Origin of the sequence: Escherichia sp. KTE96, assembly GCF_000408525.1 — a bacterium.
Taxonomy (GTDB): Bacteria; Pseudomonadota; Gammaproteobacteria; order Enterobacterales; family Enterobacteriaceae; genus Escherichia; species Escherichia marmotae.
The window spans coordinates 83741-101751 of sequence record NZ_KE137147.1 but is presented as its reverse complement, the minus strand read 5'-3'; the positions used below and the strand labels follow the sequence as shown (position 1 = coordinate 101751).

General features: G+C 54.2%; 19 protein-coding genes. 13 read left to right on the top strand and 6 right to left on the bottom strand.

Going from position 1 to position 18011, the window contains the following annotated elements; translation table 11 throughout:
* Nucleotides 1-26: 26 nt before the first annotated feature.
* The 6 genes from flhA to hypA form a co-directional block, all read right to left on the bottom strand.
* Nucleotides 27-2105 (bottom strand): formate hydrogenlyase transcriptional activator FlhA, encoded by a 2079-nt coding sequence (gene flhA, locus A1WG_RS17645; RefSeq protein ID WP_001516947.1) that lies wholly within the window; start codon nucleotides 2103-2105, stop codon nucleotides 27-29.
* 73 nt (nucleotides 2106-2178) lie between these two features.
* On the bottom strand, nucleotides 2179-3189 hold the full coding sequence (gene hypE / locus A1WG_RS17650) for a hydrogenase maturation carbamoyl dehydratase HypE (protein ID WP_001059917.1): 1011 nt from the start codon (nucleotides 3187-3189) through the stop codon (nucleotides 2179-2181).
* Nucleotides 3186-4307 (bottom strand): hydrogenase formation protein HypD, encoded by a 1122-nt coding sequence (gene hypD, locus A1WG_RS17655; RefSeq protein ID WP_001212982.1) that lies wholly within the window; start codon nucleotides 4305-4307, stop codon nucleotides 3186-3188. Before hypD ends, hypE begins: the two co-directional genes overlap by 4 nt.
* Entirely contained in the window at nucleotides 4307-4579 is a 273-nt protein-coding gene (gene hypC / locus A1WG_RS17660) for a hydrogenase 3 maturation protein HypC (RefSeq protein WP_000334875.1), read from the bottom strand. Before hypC ends, hypD begins: the two co-directional genes overlap by 1 nt.
* On the bottom strand, nucleotides 4570-5442 hold the full coding sequence (gene hypB, locus A1WG_RS17665) for a hydrogenase nickel incorporation protein HypB (protein WP_000337678.1): 873 nt from the start codon (nucleotides 5440-5442) through the stop codon (nucleotides 4570-4572). The genes hypC and hypB overlap by 10 nt, the downstream gene beginning before the upstream one ends.
* Nucleotides 5443-5445: 3 nt before the next feature.
* Complete coding sequence (gene hypA, locus A1WG_RS17670; RefSeq protein WP_001516945.1) at nucleotides 5446-5796, bottom strand: hydrogenase maturation nickel metallochaperone HypA; 351 nt, start codon at nucleotides 5794-5796, stop codon at nucleotides 5446-5448.
* Nucleotides 5797-6008: 212 nt separating this feature from the next.
* On the opposite strand from hypA, the gene hycA reads away from it, so the two are divergent.
* The 13 genes from hycA to hypF all read left to right on the top strand — a co-directional run bounded on the left by hycA (nucleotide 6009) and on the right by hypF (nucleotide 17932).
* Nucleotides 6009-6470, top strand: coding sequence for a formate hydrogenlyase regulator HycA (hycA, locus tag A1WG_RS17675; RefSeq protein WP_000158067.1), 462 nt, complete (start codon nucleotides 6009-6011; stop codon nucleotides 6468-6470).
* Between the two features lie 124 nt (nucleotides 6471-6594).
* Complete coding sequence (gene hycB, locus A1WG_RS17680; RefSeq protein ID WP_001079169.1) at nucleotides 6595-7206, top strand: formate hydrogenlyase subunit HycB; 612 nt, start codon at nucleotides 6595-6597, stop codon at nucleotides 7204-7206.
* Nucleotides 7203-9029, top strand: coding sequence for a formate hydrogenlyase subunit 3 (gene hycC, locus A1WG_RS17685; protein ID WP_016242535.1), 1827 nt, complete (start codon nucleotides 7203-7205; stop codon nucleotides 9027-9029). Before hycB ends, hycC begins: the two co-directional genes overlap by 4 nt.
* Before the next feature lie 2 nt (nucleotides 9030-9031).
* Entirely contained in the window at nucleotides 9032-9955 is a 924-nt protein-coding gene (hycD, locus tag A1WG_RS17690) for a formate hydrogenlyase subunit HycD (protein WP_001516944.1), read from the top strand.
* 17 nt (nucleotides 9956-9972) lie between these two features.
* The gene (hycE, locus tag A1WG_RS17695) at nucleotides 9973-11682 is read left to right on the top strand and encodes a formate hydrogenlyase subunit HycE (protein WP_001288146.1); all 1710 of its coding nucleotides are present in this window, start codon (nucleotides 9973-9975) and stop codon (nucleotides 11680-11682) included.
* Nucleotides 11683-11691: 9 nt separating this feature from the next.
* Complete coding sequence (gene hycF, locus A1WG_RS17700; protein ID WP_000493799.1) at nucleotides 11692-12234, top strand: formate hydrogenlyase subunit HycF; 543 nt, start codon at nucleotides 11692-11694, stop codon at nucleotides 12232-12234.
* Nucleotides 12234-13001 (top strand): formate hydrogenlyase subunit HycG, encoded by a 768-nt coding sequence (gene hycG, locus A1WG_RS17705; RefSeq protein ID WP_000067394.1) that lies wholly within the window; start codon nucleotides 12234-12236, stop codon nucleotides 12999-13001. The genes hycF and hycG overlap by 1 nt, the downstream gene beginning before the upstream one ends.
* Nucleotides 12998-13408 carry a formate hydrogenlyase assembly protein HycH gene (gene hycH / locus A1WG_RS17710; protein ID WP_001291934.1) on the top strand — a complete coding sequence of 137 codons (411 nt, stop codon included), beginning with the start codon at nucleotides 12998-13000 and terminating at the stop codon, nucleotides 13406-13408. Before hycG ends, hycH begins: the two co-directional genes overlap by 4 nt.
* On the top strand, nucleotides 13401-13871 hold the full coding sequence (gene hycI / locus A1WG_RS17715) for a hydrogenase maturation peptidase HycI (RefSeq protein ID WP_001516943.1): 471 nt from the start codon (nucleotides 13401-13403) through the stop codon (nucleotides 13869-13871). Before hycH ends, hycI begins: the two co-directional genes overlap by 8 nt.
* A gap of 42 nt (nucleotides 13872-13913) precedes the next feature.
* Nucleotides 13914-14669, top strand: coding sequence for a hypothetical protein (locus tag A1WG_RS17720; RefSeq protein ID WP_001516942.1), 756 nt, complete (start codon nucleotides 13914-13916; stop codon nucleotides 14667-14669).
* A 45-nt stretch (nucleotides 14670-14714) separates the two neighbouring features.
* Nucleotides 14715-15023, top strand: coding sequence for a hypothetical protein (locus A1WG_RS22880; protein WP_133115474.1), 309 nt, complete (start codon nucleotides 14715-14717; stop codon nucleotides 15021-15023).
* Nucleotides 15001-15528 carry an electron transport protein HydN gene (hydN, locus tag A1WG_RS17725; protein ID WP_001078778.1) on the top strand — a complete coding sequence of 176 codons (528 nt, stop codon included), beginning with the start codon at nucleotides 15001-15003 and terminating at the stop codon, nucleotides 15526-15528. Before A1WG_RS22880 ends, hydN begins: the two co-directional genes overlap by 23 nt.
* A gap of 151 nt (nucleotides 15529-15679) precedes the next feature.
* Nucleotides 15680-17932: a carbamoyltransferase HypF gene (hypF, locus tag A1WG_RS17730; RefSeq protein WP_001516941.1), complete on the top strand. Its 2253-nt coding sequence runs from the start codon at nucleotides 15680-15682 to the stop codon at nucleotides 17930-17932.
* Nucleotides 17933-18011 lie beyond the last annotated feature (79 nt).

Genomic DNA, 18011 nt, shown 5'->3' with positions numbered 1-18011 from the left:
ATGTTGACTGAGTATAACTAAATCTGTCAAACCAATGCCGCTTTATCAATTCCCAGCCGTTTCATCCGTGACAGCAGGGTGGTGCGTTTTAGCCCCAGACGTTGTGCAGCTCCTTTTGGCCCCGCGACTACACCATTGGTCTCTTTCAGTACACGGACAATCAGTTGATATTCATCTTCACCTTCCTGGGCGACGACCGTCGCGGCAGGCGGCGTTTCAGGTTCCGGTAGTGAGATATCGGGTAAAGAGAGTTGTAGAACGTTACCGCGAGTCAGCAGCACCGCGCGCTCAATGACATTTTCCAGTTCGCGGACGTTACCCGGCCATTCCATGTTGCTCAATATGCGCAGAGTCTCGGCTGGAATACTGTCAATATTGCGCCCCAGACGGCGGGCTATTTTGAAGGTGAAGGCTTTCGCCAGCAGCGGAATATCTTCCGGACGCTCGCGTAGCGGTGGCAGATGAATCGGGAAGACATTCAGGCGGTAATAGAGATCGCTACGGAACTCACGGTCAGCGACCATTTTTTTCAGATCGCGGTTAGTCGCGGCGATTAAACGCACGTCCGTCTGAATAATTTTGTTGCTGCCGAGGCGTTCAAACTCCTGTTCCTGCAACACGCGCAGTAGCTTCGGCTGTAACTCCAGCGGCATATCACCCACTTCATCGAGGAACAGCGAGCTTTTATCCGCCAGTTCAAAACGACCGATGCGCTGGGTGCTGGCACCAGTAAAGGCGCCACGCTCATGACCAAACAGATCGCTTTCCAGCAATCCGGCAGGCATGGCGGCGCAGTTCATTTTCACCATTCGACGACCGTTACGCTCACTCAGATTGTGAATTGCGCGGGCTATCAGCTCTTTTCCTGTGCCAGTTTCACCAAGAATGAGTACGGTGCTGTCGCTTTGCGCCACCATCTCAACCTGTTTGAGCACGCTATACATGGCTTCGCTGCGACCAATAATCTCGCCAAATTCACTATCCACATTGTTGAGTTGTTCTGTCAGGGCGAGGTTTTCATCAACCAGCCGCTCTTTCAGACGGTGGATTTCCTGGTAGGCAAGAGCATTATCCACGGCAATCGCCACACGTTCGGCAATCTGGCGCAGTAAACTCAGGTTGGTGGTGGTAAAGGTTTTCTCTTCACACTGTGCCAGTTTCAATACGCCCAGCATGGTATTACCAGACATCAATGGTAGCAGGCACAACGTCTGGATCTGGTTTCCCCAGGTGTCGAACAGCATGCGTTCGTAGGGGGCTAAATCATCTCGTTCGTGGAGATTAATCAGCAGCATCTCTTTACTTTTAAATACGCGCTCGGTGAGGGTTCCGGCCTCATCAACTTCACTCTGTTCGTGAGTGGGATGCTGTTTATCAAGATAATGAGTGGAGTAAACGTTGAGTTTGTTTTTACGATGACTGCGTAAGACGATACTGATATCGTCGATATCGAAGTAGTAGTGGATCTCTTTCGCCACTTCGCTGACCAGTTCGTCCATGTCCAGGCGGGAGAGTACCGCATTGGTGATGGCGACCAGAATGCGGAAGTTATCCCGTTCCCGGCATAACAGTTCGTAGTCGACGTTGTTGATGACGCGGCTCTGAATTTGCTCGGTGACAACAGAAACAATCTGCGTAAATGTTTGCAGGCGATTGAACTCTTTTTCGCTCCACGGGCGATCGTCATAACGAATAAATTCACAGCCACCAAAAATATGCCCTTCCGCTGCCTGTGGCATCAGGCAATAGTGACCAAATTTGGGATATAAACCGCTTGTGGCCAGTTGTGGCCAGGTTTCACAAAATTCTTCGTAGCTGCAATGCAGCGTATCAGGACGCGACAAAATGCTGCGCACCGGCCCATGCGCCAGAACGGTTTCGTCTTCGTATTTTATTGGGGGTTCTTTGTCACGCGACGCGTAATAAGTCGCACGTTGAGTCTGCGCTTGCCACAACACAATCGCCGCGTTGTCAGCGAGCGCAGAACGCTTTACCAGTTGCGAAAGAGCCTCACACAGCGAGGCCAGATCGGGCTGCTGCAATAGTGTCCGAGTGATGTCGAACAACCCTTGTTGCCCGAGATCACTCATCGGTGTATACGACATGTTGTTCTTCCAGGAAAGCACCGCTAAGCGGTGCAAAAGGTAAATGACAAATTAAAGGAGCTTTAGATTTTTATTAGCATATACGAGGCAGCGGTTCGGCGTGTGGTAGATCGAGAGTTCGTTTCACACCATAAAGCCCTGCAAGACGAACACCTTTACGTTCCACCACTTCGCCAATTAACGCAGCATCCTGTCCCAGTGGATGGGAATGCAGCGCCGCCAACACTTGCTCTGCCGCGTTACGCTCTACGGCGATCACCAGCTTGCCTTCGTTGGCAAAGTTGAGGGCATCCAGTCCCAGCAGTTCGCAAACGCCGCGCACGGCAGGTTTAACCGGCAGTGCAGCTTCTGAAAGTTCAATACCGCAACCGCAGGCTGCCGCGAATTCATGAACCACCGCGTTCACTCCACCGCGGGTGGCATCGCGCAGCGCCTTCACGCCGGGAATGTCACGCAGTGTCTGAATCAGAGGCGTCAGCACTGCACAGTCGCTGACCAGTTCGCCATCCAGCCCCAGTTGCTCACGCAGGTTAAGGATAGTTGCACCGTGGTCACCGAGCGTACCGCTAACCAGCAATACATCGCCTGCGGTCAGAGTTTGTGCGCCCCAGTGAATATTCGCCGGGATCGCGCCCATTCCTGCGGTGTTGATAAACAATTTGTCTGCAGCACCGCGTTGTACCACTTTGGTATCGCCAGTCACAATGGCAATGCCAGCCGCGCGGGCGGTTTCTGCCATGCTGGTGACGACCGCTTTTAGCGTCTCCATCGGCAACCCTTCTTCAAGGATAAAACCACAGGAGAGATAACGTGGAATTGCGCCGCTGACCGCAACGTCATTCGCCGTACCACAAATCGCCAGCTTGCCAATATTGCCACCAGGGAAGAATAGCGGGTCAATGACGTAGCTGTCGGTGGAGAAGGCCAGACGGTCGCCTTCCGCCACCAGTTGCGCCAGGTCAAGACGTGCCTGATCTTCCTGTTCCGCCAGCCACGGATTGGCAAAAGCTTCCATAAACAGGCTATTGATTAATTGCTGCATCGCCTGGCCGCCGCTGCCGTGGGCGAGTTGGATATTATTCACGCTTCACTCTCCTGCTGACGATACTGATACCACGCTGCACAGGCTCCTTCGGAGGAAACCATCAGCGCACCGAACGCGGTTTGAGGATTACAGGTGTTCCCAAATAACGGGCATTGATGCGGCTTACATTTGCCCGTCAATACTTCGCCACAGCGCGCGCGCGGATCATCGCAAACCTGCTGCGGAGCCGGGCGGAAATGCGCTTCAGCGTCAAACCGCTGATAGTCCGGCGTCAGGTGCACGCCAGAAGATTCAATCACGCCCAGTCCGCGCCATTCGCTGTCACCGTTAACGCAGAACACATCAGCAATCGCCTGTTGCGCCAGCAGATTACCGGCATCAGGTACTACCCGGCGATACTGATTCTCTACCTTGCTGTGAGCCGCTATTTTCTGCTCTACCAGCATCACTACGCCTTGTAGTAGATCAAGTGGTTCGAATCCAGCGACCACCAGCGGACGATGAAAATCGCTGGCGATAAAATTATAGGCGTCGGTGCCGATAACCATACTGACGTGGCCCGGCGCGAGGAACGCATCAATGCCATTGTCGGGTTGTTCCAGCAAACTGCGCAGAGTCGGGATCAGCGTAATGTGCTGGCAGAAGAAGTAAAAGTTCTGCACATCGCGGGCTTTCGCCTGTTGCAGAGTGATGGCGGTGGTCGGCATGGTGGTTTCAAACCCTAAGCCGAAGAACACCACTTTGCGGGTTGGGTTCTCCTGCGCCAGTTTCAACGCATCCATTGGTGAGTAGACAATACGCACATCGGCACCGCGCGCTTTTGCCTGTAGCAGCGACCCCTGTTTACCGGGTACGCGCATGGCGTCACCAAAGGTACAGAAGATGACTTCCGGATGGCTGGCAATTTCTACGCAAGTGTCGATTCTGCCCATCGGCAGTACGCACACCGGGCAACCCGGACCGTGGATAAACTCAACGTTTTCCGGCAGCAACTGGTCGAGACCGAATTTAAAGATGGCGTGGGTATGGCCGCCGCATACTTCCATAATGCGCAGTGGGCGCTCGGCGGTGTAAGAGAGATGTGAAGCACGTTCGCGCAGATGTTCAATTAACTGCATCACCTGTTCCGGCGCGCGATATTCATCAACAAAACGCATTATTTTTCCTCGCCATACAACAGCGCGCCGACATCCGGCTCAACGTCAAACATATTTTGTAAGGCGTCGAGGGTGTCGCGCGCTTCGGCTTCATTAATTACGCTCATGGCAAAGCCAACGTGAACCAGTACCCACTGACCCACGCGTGGCTGACCGTTTTCATCGCAACTGCCGACTAACGTTAAATCGACATCGCGTTGAATGCCGCAGATGTCGACCTTCGCCTGGTTGCCGTCAATGGTGCGAATCTGGCCGGGAACGCCTATGCACATCGCTGTGTCTCCAGCCAGTTCAACCACTGGTCCATCCCTTCGCCGCTGGTGGCGGAAATCAGGATGATTTCAATTTCTGGATTGACTTCGCGGGCGCAGGCGATGCATTTCTCAACGTCGAAATTGAGATACGGCAGCAGATCAACTTTGTTGAGCAACATCAGCGAGGCAGCGGCAAACATATGCGGATATTTCAGAGGCTTATCTTCACCCTCAGTGACCGAGAGCACCGCCACTTTGTGTTTTTCACCGAGATCGAAGCTGGCCGGGCATACAAGATTGCCAACGTTTTCGATAAACAGAATACCGTTATCGTCTAATGGCAGACGCGGTGCGGCGTCGGCAATCATCTGTGCGTCGAGATGGCAGCCTTTACCGGTGTTTACCTGAATTGCCGGTGTGCCGGTAGCGCGAATGCGCGCGGCGTCGTTAACTGTCTGCTGGTCACCTTCGATAACCGCACACGGAACGCTATCTTTCAGGCGCATTAAGGTTTCGGTCAGCAGCGTGGTTTTACCGGAACCAGGGCTGGAAACCAGGTTGAGCACCAGTTGGTTGCGGGCAGCAAAGCGTGCGCGATTGCGTTCAGCCAGACGGTTATTTTTGTCCAGCACGTCAATTTCCACTTCCAGCATCCGACGCTGGCTCATGCCCGGCGCGTGAGTGCCTGCTTCTCCGTGACCGTAATGCAGGTCGCCTTCTTCAGTCTGGCTGGGGGTAAATTCAGGCGCTTTAATGCCGGTGATTTTCATTTTCGGGCGTGCTGCCGGGGCAAAAGGCGCGCTACGAAACGCGGAATGAGGGTTATGTTCATCACCCTCGATATACAGGTTGCCTTCACCGCAACCGCATGTTGTACACATCGCTCACTCCTGGTCTATTTCTATCCGCCGAATCTGTAAACCGTCGTCTGCCACAATACGCAGCATGTCGCCATGACACTGTGGACAGCGGCGGACGCGCTGGGTCAGTAGCGTCACATACTGTTGGCATGTTTCACACCAGCATTCGGCCTCTTGTTCTTCGAGGTGCAGTTTACAACCTTCCGCCACGCTGCCGCGGCAAACCAGATCAAAACAAAAGGCAAGAGAGCTGGTTTCGACACAAGAAAATGCGCCAATTTTGAGCCAGACCCCAGTTACGCGTTTTGCGCCATGCTTTGCGGCCTGCTGTTCGATCAATTCCAGTGCCCGTTGGCAGAGGGTTATTTCGTGCATATCGCCTCCCATTAACTATTGCCAGCTATAAGCAATAATTGTGCCAGCGTTGATTATCGCTGCGGTGAATAATGTCGATGATGTCGAAATGACACGTCGACACGACGTCGAAATTCAGTGGAATCATAAAAAATACTTAAATAACAATAGATTAAAAATTGGCACAAAAAATGCTTGAGGGCAGGCATCTCTGTTAAACGGGTAACCTGACAATGACTATTTGGGAAATAAGCGAGAAAGCCGATTACATCGCACAGCGGCATCGTCGCCTACAGGACCAGTGGCATATTTACTGCAATTCGCTGGTTCAGGGGATCACGTTATCAAAAGCGCGTTTGCATCACGCTATGAGCTGCGCGCCAGATAAAGAACTCTGTTTCGTTCTTTTTGAGCATTTTCGAATTTACGTCACCCTCGGGGATGGTTTTAACAGCCACACCATCGAGTACTACGTTGAAACGAAAGACGGCGAAGATAAACAGCAGATTGCACAGGCTCAGTTGGGCATTGACGGCATGATTGATGGCAAGGTCAACATCCGCAATCGCGAACAAGTGCTGGAACACTATCTCGAAAAAATCGCTGGCGTTTACGACAGCTTATACACCGCCATTGAAAACAATACCCCGGTGAATTTAAGCCAACTGGTAAAGGGACAAAGCTCGGCAGCATGAGCTGAGGCTTTGCCTGTGTTGCAGGCGTCATGCCTGTTTGGGGATGGGCGTGTCGATGAGTGTCGAAAATGACATTTCATCGGCATGTTTTCGTCAAAAATGACAATCACCTGAGGAATGCCTGGTGAATCGTTTTGTAATTGCTGACTCCACGCTCTGTATCGGCTGCCACACCTGTGAAGCAGCCTGTTCAGAGACGCATCGCCAGCACGGCCTGCAATCTATGCCGCGCCTGCGAGTGATGCTGAATGATAAAGAATCTGCACCGCAGCTTTGCCATCACTGCGAAGATGCGCCCTGTGCGGTGGTCTGCCCGGTTAACGCTATCACCCGCGTTGATGGCGCAGTCCAGCTTAATGAAAGTCTGTGCGTAAGCTGCAAACTGTGCGGCATTGCCTGTCCGTTTGGCGCAATCGAATTTTCCGGCAGCCGTCCGCTGGATATTCCGGCAAACGCCAATACCGCGAAAGCGCCACCGGCACCGCCTGCTCCGGCGCGTGTCAGCACGTTGCTTGACTGGGTGCCGGGTATTCGCGCAATCGCCGTCAAATGTGACCTCTGTAGTTTTGATGAACAAGGTCCGGCCTGCGTGCGGATGTGCCCGACCAAAGCCCTGCATCTGGTGGATAACACCGATATCGCCCGCGTCAGCAAGCGTAAGCGTGAGCTGACTTTTAACACGGACTTTGGCGATCTCACCTTGTTTCAGCAGGCTCAAAGTGGAGAGGCTAAATGAGCGCAATTTCACTGATCAATAGCGGCGTGGCGTGGTTTGCCGCCGCCGCTGTTCTGGCATTTCTCTTTTCTTTTCATAAGGCGCTAAGTGGCTGGATTGCCGGGATTGGCGGCGCGGTCGGTAGCCTGTACACGGCTGCCGCAGGGTTCACCGTGCTGACGGGGGCGGTCGGCGTGAGCGGTGCGCTGTCGCTGGTGAGTTTTGATATCCAAATTTCCCCGCTTAACGCGATTTGGCTGATTACCCTTGGTCTGTGCGGCCTGTTTGTCAGCCTCTACAACATTGACTGGCATCGCCATGCGCAGGTGAAATGCAACGGCTTGCAGATCAATATGTTGATGGCTGCCGCCGTGTGCGCTGTCATCGCCAGTAACCTGGGCATGTTCGTGGTAATGGCTGAAATTATGGCCCTGTGCGCGGTGTTCCTCACCAGTAATAGCAAAGAGGGCAAACTGTGGTTTGCGCTGGGGCGTCTTGGCACTTTGCTGCTGGCGATCGCTTGCTGGCTGGTGTGGCAGCGTTATGGCACGCTGGATTTGCGCCTGTTGGATATGCGCGTGCAACAACTGCCGCTCGGTTCCGATATCTGGCTGCTTGGCGTGATTGGCTTTGGCCTGCTGGCCGGGATTATCCCACTGCATGGTTGGGTGCCGCAGGCTCATGCCAACGCCTCTGCGCCAGCGGCAGCGCTGTTTTCCACAGTAGTGATGAAAATTGGCCTGCTGGGTATTTTAACTCTGTCGCTGCTGGGGGGGAACGCACCGCTGTGGTGGGGGATTGCGCTGCTGGTGCTCGGCATGATCACCGCGTTCGTCGGCGGTCTGTATGCACTGATGGAGCACAATATCCAGCGTCTGCTGGCTTACCACACGCTGGAAAATATCGGCATTATCCTGCTGGGGCTGGGCGCTGGTGTAACGGGTATCGCGCTTGAACAACCGGCGCTGATTGCCCTTGGCCTGGTCGGTGGTCTGTACCATCTGCTTAACCATAGCCTGTTCAAAAGCGTACTGTTCCTCGGTGCGGGTAGCGTCTGGTTCCGTACTGGTCATCGCGATATCGAAAAACTGGGCGGAATTGGCAAGAAAATGCCGGTTATCTCCATCGCCATGTTAGTCGGGCTGATGGCAATGGCGGCGCTGCCGCCGCTGAACGGGTTTGCCGGTGAATGGGTTATCTATCAATCCTTCTTCAAACTGAGCAATAGCGGCGCGTTTGTTGCCCGTCTGCTGGGGCCGCTGCTCGCTGTGGGTCTGGCAATTACCGGTGCGCTGGCGGTGATGTGTATGGCGAAAGTCTATGGCGTAACCTTCCTCGGCGCACCGCGTACCAAAGAAGCTGAAAACGCCACCTGTGCGCCGATCCTGATGAGCGTAAGTGTGGTGGCACTGGCGATTTGCTGCGTGATTGGCGGTGTTGCTGCGCCGTGGCTGCTGCCGATGCTGTCTGCTGCTGTACCTCTGCCGCTGGAGCCTGCTAACACCGCCGTTTCTCAACCGATGATCACGTTGCTGCTGATTGCCTGCCCGCTGCTGCCATTCATCATTATGGCGATTTGCAAAGGCGACCGTCTGCCGTCACGTTCCCGTGGCGCGGCATGGGTGTGTGGCTATGACCACGAAAAATCAATGGTGATTACTGCTCACGGTTTTGCCATGCCGGTGAAACAGGCGTTTGCGCCGGTGCTGAAACTGCGCAAAGTGCTGAATCCGGTGTCGCTGGTGCCGGGCTGGCAGAGCGAGGGAAGTGCGTTGCTGTTCCGCCGGATGGCGCTGGTTGAACTGGCGGTACTGGTGGTGATTATTGTTTCACGAGGAGCCTGAGAATGAGTGTTTTGTATCCGTTAATTCAGGCGCTGGTGTTATTTGCCGTTGCGCCGCTGCTCTCCGGTATTACCCGCGTGGCGCGCGCCCGTCTGCATAACCGTCGCGGACCAGGCGTGCTGCAGGAGTATCGCGACATTATCAAACTGCTGGGTCGCCAGAGCGTTGGCCCGGATGCCTCTGGCTGGGTGTTTCGCCTGACGCCGTATGTGATGGTGGGCGTCATGCTGACTATCGCCACTGCGTTACCGGTAGTGACCGTCGGTTCTCCGCTGCCGCAACTGGGTGATTTGATCACCTTACTGTATCTCTTCGCTATCGCGCGTTTCTTCTTTGCCATTTCCGGTCTGGATACCGGTAGCCCGTTTACCGCTATCGGCGCGAGCCGTGAAGCGATGCTGGGTGTGCTGGTTGAGCCGATGCTGCTGCTTGGGCTGTGGGTCGCCGCACAGGTTGCCGGTTCCACCAACATCAGCAACATCACCGACACCGTTTATCACTGGCCGCTGAGCCAAAGTATTCCACTGGTGCTGGCGCTCTGCGCCTGTGCATTCGCCACATTTATCGAAATGGGCAAACTGCCGTTCGACCTGGCGGAAGCCGAGCAGGAGTTGCAGGAAGGGCCGCTCTCTGAATACAGCGGTAGCGGCTTTGGCGTAATGAAATGGGGTATCAGCCTGAAACAACTGGTGGTGTTGCAGATGTTCGTCGGGGTGTTTATCCCGTGGGGACAAATGGAAACCTTCACCGCCGGTGGGCTGCTGCTGGCATTGGTGATTGCCATCGTCAAACTGGTGGTCGGTGTACTGGTTATCGCGCTATTCGAAAACAGCATGGCCCGTCTGCGTCTTGATATTACTCCGCGCATGACCTGGGCTGGTTTTGGCTTTGCATTTTTAGCGTTCGTCTCCTTGCTGGCGGCGTGATTAAAGAGAGTTTGAGCATGTCTGAAGAAAAATTAGGTCAACATTATCTCGCCGCGCTGAATGAGGCATTTCCGGGCGTCGTGCTGGACCACGCCTGGCAGACCAAAGATCAGCTTACCGTTACCGTAAAGGTGAACTACCTGCCGGAAGTGGTGGAGTTTCTCTACTACAAACAGGGTGGCTGGCTGTCGGTGCTGTTTGGTAACGACGAGCGCAAACTGAATGGCCATTATGCCGTTTACTACGTGCTGTCGATGGAGAAGGGCACCAGGTGCTGGATAACCGTGCGTGTCGAAGTTGACGCCAACAAACCAGAATATCCGTCCGTGACGCCGCGCGTTCCGGCGGCGGTGTGGGGCGAGCGTGAAGTGCGCGATATGTACGGTTTGATTCCGGTTGGCCTGCCGGATGAACGTCGTCTGGTGCTGCCGGATGACTGGCCGGATGAACTCTACCCGCTGCGTAAAGACAGCATGGATTATCGTCAGCGTCCGGCACCGACCACCGATGCTGAAACCTACGAGTTCATCAACGAACTGGGTGATAAGAAAAATAACGTTGTACCGATTGGTCCGCTACATGTCACTTCTGACGAACCGGGGCACTTCCGTCTGTTCGTCGATGGTGAAAACATTATCGACGCCGACTACCGCCTGTTCTACGTCCATCGTGGCATGGAAAAACTGGCGGAAACCCGCATGGGTTATAACGAAGTGACGTTCCTCTCTGACCGTGTTTGCGGGATCTGCGGCTTCGCCCACAGCACCGCCTACACCACGTCGGTGGAAAACGCGATGGGCATTCAGGTACCAGAGCGTGCGCAGATGATCCGCGCCATTCTGCTGGAAGTGGAACGTCTGCACTCGCATCTGCTCAACCTCGGCCTTGCCTGCCACTTTACTGGCTTTGACTCCGGCTTTATGCAGTTCTTCCGCGTGCGCGAATCCTCCATGAAAATGGCGGAGATCCTCACCGGGGCGCGTAAAACTTACGGTCTGAACTTGATCGGCGGGATTCGCCGCGATCTACTGAAAGATGACATGATCCAGACCCGCCAACTGGCGCAGCAAATGCGTCGTGAAGTGCGGGAACTGGTGGATGTGCTGCTGAGTACGCCAAACATGGAACAGCGCACCGTCGGAATTGGTCGTCTTGATCCAGAAATCGCCCGCGACTTCAGTAACGTTGGGCCGATGGTTCGCGCCAGCGGCCACGCTCGTGATACCCGTGCCGATCACCCGTTTGTTGGTTATGGCTTGCTGCCGATGGAAGTACACAGCGAACAGGGTTGTGACGTTATTTCGCGCCTGAAAGTGCGTATCAACGAAGTCTTTACTTCGCTCAATATGATCGACTACGGCCTGGATAACTTGCCAGGTGGCCCGCTGGCGGTGGAAGGATTCACCTATATTCCACACCGTTTTGCGTTGGGCTTTGCCGAAGCGCCGCGTGGTGATGATATTCACTGGAGCATGACCGGCGACAACCAGAAGCTGTACCGCTGGCGCTGCCGCGCGGCAACCTACGCTAACTGGCCGACTCTACGCTATATGCTGCGTGGCAACACCGTTTCTGATGCACCGCTGATTATCGGTAGCCTCGACCCTTGCTACTCCTGTACCGACCGCATGACCGTGGTCGATGTGCGTAAGAAGAAGAGCAAAGTGGTGCCGTACAAAGAACTTGAGCGCTACAGCATTGAGCGTAAAAACTCGCCGCTGAAATAAGGAATCGCCATGTTTACCTTTATCAAAAAAGTCATCAAAACCGGCACGGCGACCTCGTCTTATCCGCTGGAGCCGATTGCGGTTGATAAAAACTTCCGTGGTAAGCCAGAGCAGAACCCGCAGCAGTGCATCGGCTGTGCGGCCTGTGTCAATGCCTGCCCGTCAAACGCCTTAACGGTTGAAACCGACCTCGCCACTGGTGAGCTGGCGTGGCAGTTCAATCTTGGTCGTTGCATCTTCTGTGGCCGCTGCGAAGAAGTCTGCCCGACAGCGGCGATTAAACTGTCGCAAGAGTACGAACTGGCAGTGTGGAAGAAAGAAGACTTCCTGCAACAGTCCCGTTTCGCGCTGTGCAACTGCCGCGTCTGCAATCGTCCTTTCGCCGTACAGAAAGAGATCGACTACGCCATTGCGCTGCTTAAGCACAACGGCGACAGCCGCGCGGAAAACCACCGCGAAAGCTTTGAGACTTGCCCGGAATGTAAGCGCCAGAAATGCCTGGTGCCGTCCGACCGTATTGAACTGACTCGCCATATGAAAGAGGCCATCTGATGAGCAATTTATTAGGCCCCCGTGACGCCAACGGCATTCCGGTCCCGATGACGGTGGATGAATCCATCGCCAGCATGAAGGCGTCGTTACTGAAAAAAATCAAACGTTCTGCCTACGTTTACCGCGTGGACTGTGGCGGCTGTAACGGCTGTGAAATCGAAATTTTCGCCACGCTTTCGCCGCTGTTCGATGCAGAACGCTTCGGCATTAAAGTCGTTCCGTCCCCGCGTCATGCGGATATTTTGCTATTTACCGGCGCGGTCACCCGTGCAATGCGATCCCCTGCGCTGCGTGCGTGGCAGTCCGCGCCGGACCCGAAAATCTGTATCTCCTACGGTGCCTGCGGTAACAGCGGCGGCATTTTTCACGATCTCTACTGCGTGTGGGGCGGTACAGATAAAATCGTCCCGGTGGATGTCTACATTCCGGGTTGCCCGCCAACGCCTGCCGCCACGCTGTACGGCTTTGCGATGGCGCTCGGTTTGCTGGAACAGAAAATCCACGCCCGTGGCCCCGGCGAACTGGATGAACAACCAGCAGAAATCCTGCACCCGGAAATGGTGCAGCCGCTGCGCGTAAAAGTGGATCGCGAAGCGCGCCGCCTGGCGGGTTACCGTTACGGTCGCCAGATTGCTGATGATTTCCTGACGCAGTTAGGGCAGGGCGAAGAGCAGGTTGCACGCTGGCTGGAGGCGGAAAACGATCCGCGTCTGAACGAGATTGTCAGCCATCTGAATCATGTCGTTGAAGAGGCGCGTATCCGATGAGTGAAAAGGTGGTGTTCAGTCAACTGAGCCGTAAATTTATTGATGAGAACGATGCCACGCCTTCTGAGGCGCAGCAGGTGGTCTATTACAGCCTGGCGATTGGTCACCACCTTGGGGTTATCGATTGCCTGGAAGCGGCGCTTACCTGCCCGTGGGATGAATACCTGGCATGGATTGCGACACTGGAGGCGGGCAGCGAAGCCCGCCGAAAAATGGAAGGCGTGCCGAAATACGGTGAGATCGTCATCGACATTAACCATGTGCCGATGCTGGCCAATGCATTCGATAAAGCCCGGGCAGCGCAAACTTCGCAGCAGAAGGAATGGAGTACAATGCTGTTAAGTATGCTGCATGATATTCATCAGGAAAACGCCATCTATTTGATGGTGAGGAGATTGCGTGACTGACGTTTTACTTTGTGTTGGCAATAGCATGATGGGCGATGATGGCGCGGGCCCGTTGCTGGCAGAAAAGTGCGCCGCCGCGCCGAAAGGTAACTGGGTGGTGATTGACGGCGGTAGCGCACCGGAAAACGACATTGTCGCCATCCGCGAGCTGCGCCCGACACGACTGCTGATTGTCGACGCCACTGATATGGGGCTAAACCCCGGCGAGATCCGCATCATCGACCCGGATGACATCGCTGAGATGTTTATGATGACGACCCATAACATGCCGTTGAATTACCTTATCGACCAATTGAAAGAAGATATTGGCGAAGTGATTTTCCTCGGCATCCAGCCGGATATCGTCGGCTTTTACTACCCGATGACCCAGCCGATTAAAGATGCGGTGGAAACCGTTTATCAACGGCTGGAAGGCTGGGAAGGAAACGGCGGATTTGCGCAGTTAACGGCGGAAGAAGAGTAGTTCTTCGTTAAGGAGTTCAGGGAATTGAAAATCAGGACAGGGATGTGCGCTTTTTTATTGGGCTTTGTGCTGCCTGCGCAGGCCACCAGCTTTACCGAATATCTGCCGATGAGTGACAGCGAATACGCGCAAAAGCGTGCGCTGAAATCTCTCCTGACCATGCCTTATTTTACCGATCAAAACTGGCATTTTAGAAAAGTGGGCGTTGCTGGCGTGACGCTTGAGAAGATGCCAAATGAAGAGGATTACTGGCAATTAACCGCTAAAGACCGTGCTGGTAAATCCTGGTTTGTGCCTGTGGGTGTGCTGCAAAATATGGCGGGTAATGCGCAATTTTACCGTGCTGACCTCGATCGTAATGGCATTCAGGATTTGGTTATCTGGCGAGGCGTTTCGGGAAACGGGCTGGCGCCTTCCTCGTTTTTGATCCTGATGACCTTTAATCAGCAAGGTCGCCCGTGTGTTTTCCAGGTCGATGGTTTTTACACCGCAAGCAAAACTGGCGTAGATGATTTGCTGGATTTGCAAGGCAATGGTCACACGCAATTGCTGGATATGCAGTTTGATTCTGGTTACTGGATAACCAGTCTGTATCAGGTAAAAGACGCCAAATGGCAGCGCGTTCACGGCTGGTTTGGCAAGTTAAGCTATCCCGCTCTCACGCGTTTTGCTTATACCCCCAACCGTAAACTCATCATCAAACCCATCGCCGGGCGCGACCCGCAAACGGAAGATCTGGCGCTGACGCAGCGTTGTTTGATAAAGGGGGATGTGCTTGATGGGGTGAATCAGCTCTGACAGCAAACGCTAAATTGCCTGATGCGCTACGTTTATCGGGCCTGGATGGTTCGTGCGACGTGTAAGCTGCATCCGGCAGGGTTGCCTAATCTAAATCTTCACCATTACTGGCAATCACTTTTTTATACTGGCGACGATAAAACATTCATCAGAAAATTGATTCACTGCGATTCTCTCATTGCCTTACCGTCATCACATGTCATCGTCACTAGTGTCGATGACAGTGTTTTTGTCGGCCCCAGAAAATTATTTTCCTTATATAACAGCAAATTAAAAACTGGCATGATTTATGAATGTATCGGCGCATTAACTGTCATTGCTGGAGAATTTGATGAACCGTTTCATCATTGCTGACGCGAGTAAATGTATTGGTTGCCGTACCTGTGAAGTAGCGTGCGTGGTTTCTCATCAGGAAAATCAGGATTGCGCTTCGCTGACTCCGGAAACTTTTTTACCGCGTATCCATGTCATTAAAGGTGTGAACATTTCCACTGCTACTGTTTGTCGTCAGTGTGAAGATGCTCCGTGCGCTAATGTCTGCCCGAATGGTGCTATCAGCCGTGATAAAGGGTTTGTTCATGTCATGCAGGAACGCTGCATTGGTTGCAAAACCTGCGTTGTGGCTTGCCCGTACGGCGCGATGGAAGTGGTGGTGCGTCCGGTGATTCGCAACAGCGGCGCGGGGCTGAATGTACGTGCCGATAAAGCCGAAGCCAATAAATGCGATCTGTGTAACCACCGTGAAGACGGCCCTGCGTGTATGGCTGCGTGCCCGACGCATGCGCTGATTTGTGTCGATCGTAATAAACTTGAGCAACTGAGCGCAGAAAAACGCCGCCGCACGGCGATGATGTTCTAAAAATCTTACATAACTATTCTGGCATCAAAGGAATTCCCCGAAATATTCGTAGAATACGGAGCGGGCGATATTGCTGACCTGTGACTACCGGATGCGATGCTGTCGCATCCGGTAGGGTGGGTTATGGATTCATGATGGCGGGAATAACTCAATGGCAAAAAACACATCTTGCGGTGTTCAACTGCGTATTCGTGGCAAAGTGCAGGGCGTTGGTTTTCGTCCGTTTGTCTGGCAACTGGCACAGCAATTAAATCTTCACGGCGATGTCTGTAATGACGGCGATGGCGTGGAAGTCCGGCTGCTGGAAGATCCGCAAACGTTTCTTGTTCAATTGCATCAACACTGCCCGCCGCTGGCGCGTATTGATAGCGTTGAGCGTGAGCCGTTTATCTGGTCACAACTGCCCACTGAGTTCACTATCCGCCAGAGCACAGGCGGCACCATGAATACGCAAATTGTTCCGGATGCCGCCACGTGCCCTGCCTGTCTTGCTGAAATGAATACCCTGGGCGAACGGCGTTATCGTTATCCGTTTATCAACTGTACCCACTGCGGCCCGCGTTTCACCATTATTTGCGCGATGCCTTATGACCGCCCATTTACCGTGATGGCAGCGTTTCCGTTATGTCCGGCCTGTGACAAAGAATACCGCGACCCGCTCGATCGTCGCTTCCATGCCCAGCCGGTGGCTTGCCCGGAATGTGGTCCGCATCTTGAATGGGTAAGTAATGATGTACATGCCAAACAAGAGGCTGCTTTACAGGCTGCTATAGCACAGTTAAAAGCGGGAAAAATCGTCGCCATCAAAGGGATTGGCGGATTTCATCTCGCCTGTGATGCACGTAACAGTGACGCGATAGCAACACTACGAGCGCGCAAACATCGCCCGGCGAAACCGCTGGCGGTTATGTTGCCAACGGTAGAAAACCTACCAGAGGCTGTCCGTCAGTTGCTCACCACGCCTGCCGCGCCGATTGTGCTGGTGGATAAAAAATACGTTCCCGAACTTTGTGACGATATTGCCCCATGCCTTAACGAAGTTGGGGTGATGTTGCCTGCGAATCCACTGCAACATTTGTTGTTGCAGGAACTGCAATGCCCGCTGGTGATGACCTCCGGCAACCTGAGTGGCAAACCTCCGGCTATCAGCAATGAACAGGCGCTGGAGGATTTGCAGGACATTGCCGACGGATTCTTGTTGCATAACCGCGATATTGTGCAGCGGATGGATGACTCGGTAGTGCGCGAAAGTGGCGAAATGTTGCGCCGTTCGCGTGGCTATGTACCGGATGCGCTGGCTTTGCCGCCGGGTTTTAAAAATGTGCCGCCGATGCTGTGTCTTGGCGCAGATCTGAAAAACACCTTCAGCCTGGTGCGCGGTGAACAAGCCGTGTTGAGTCAGCATCTGGGCGATTTAAGCGACGATGGTATCCAGATGCAGTGGCGCGAAGCGTTACGCCTGATGCAGAACATCTACGATTTCACCCCGCAATGTGTTGTGCATGACGCGCATCCGGGCTATGTCTCCAGCCAGTGGGCGAGTGAAATGAATCTGCCGACGCAAACGGTGTTGCATCATCATGCTCATGCGGCGGCGTGTCTGGCGGAGCATAACTGGCCGCTGGATGGCGGTGATGTCATTGCTTTGACGCTTGACGGTATCGGTATGGGCGAGAACGGCGCTTTGTGGGGCGGCGAGTGCCTGCGGGTGAACTATCGTGAATGCGAGCGCCTGGGCGGCTTGCCTGCAGTGGCGCTTCCTGGTGGTGATCTTGCCGCAAAGCAGCCGTGGCGTAACCTGCTGGCGCAGTGCCTGCGCTTTGTGCCGGAGTGGCAGAATTATCCTGAAACGGTAAGTGTGCAACAGCAAAACTGGAGCGTGCTGGCGCGGGCCATTGAACGAGGCATTAACGCGCCGCTGGCGTCATCGTGCGGGCGTTTGTTCGATGCCGTGGCGGCGGCGCTGGGCTGTGCGCCAGCCACGTTAAGTTATGAAGGGGAAGCGGCTTGTACGCTGGAGGCGCTGGCGTCTTCATGCCACGGCGTGAAGCATCCGGTGACAATGCCGTTGGTCAATAATCACCTGGATCTCGCCATTTTCTGGCGGCAGTGGCTGAACTGGCAAGCTCCGGTTAATCAACGGGCGTGGGCGTTTCATGATGCGCTGGCGCAGGGGGTTGCCGAGTTGATGCGCGAGCAGGCTACGATGCGCGGTATCACTACGCTGGTATTCAGCGGCGGGGTTATTCATAACCGCCTGCTGCGTGCACGTCTGGCGCATTATCTCGCTGATTTCACATTGCTTTTCCCGCAGAGTTTACCTGCGGGTGATGGTGGATTATCTCTGGGGCAGGGGGTTATTGCTGCGGCTCGCTGGCTGGTGGAAGAAGTCCAGAACGGATAAAACGTGTTGCATTTGGACACCATTGCCGGATGCGGCGTAAACGCCTTATCCGGCCTACACATGTGCTCCCCGTAGGTCG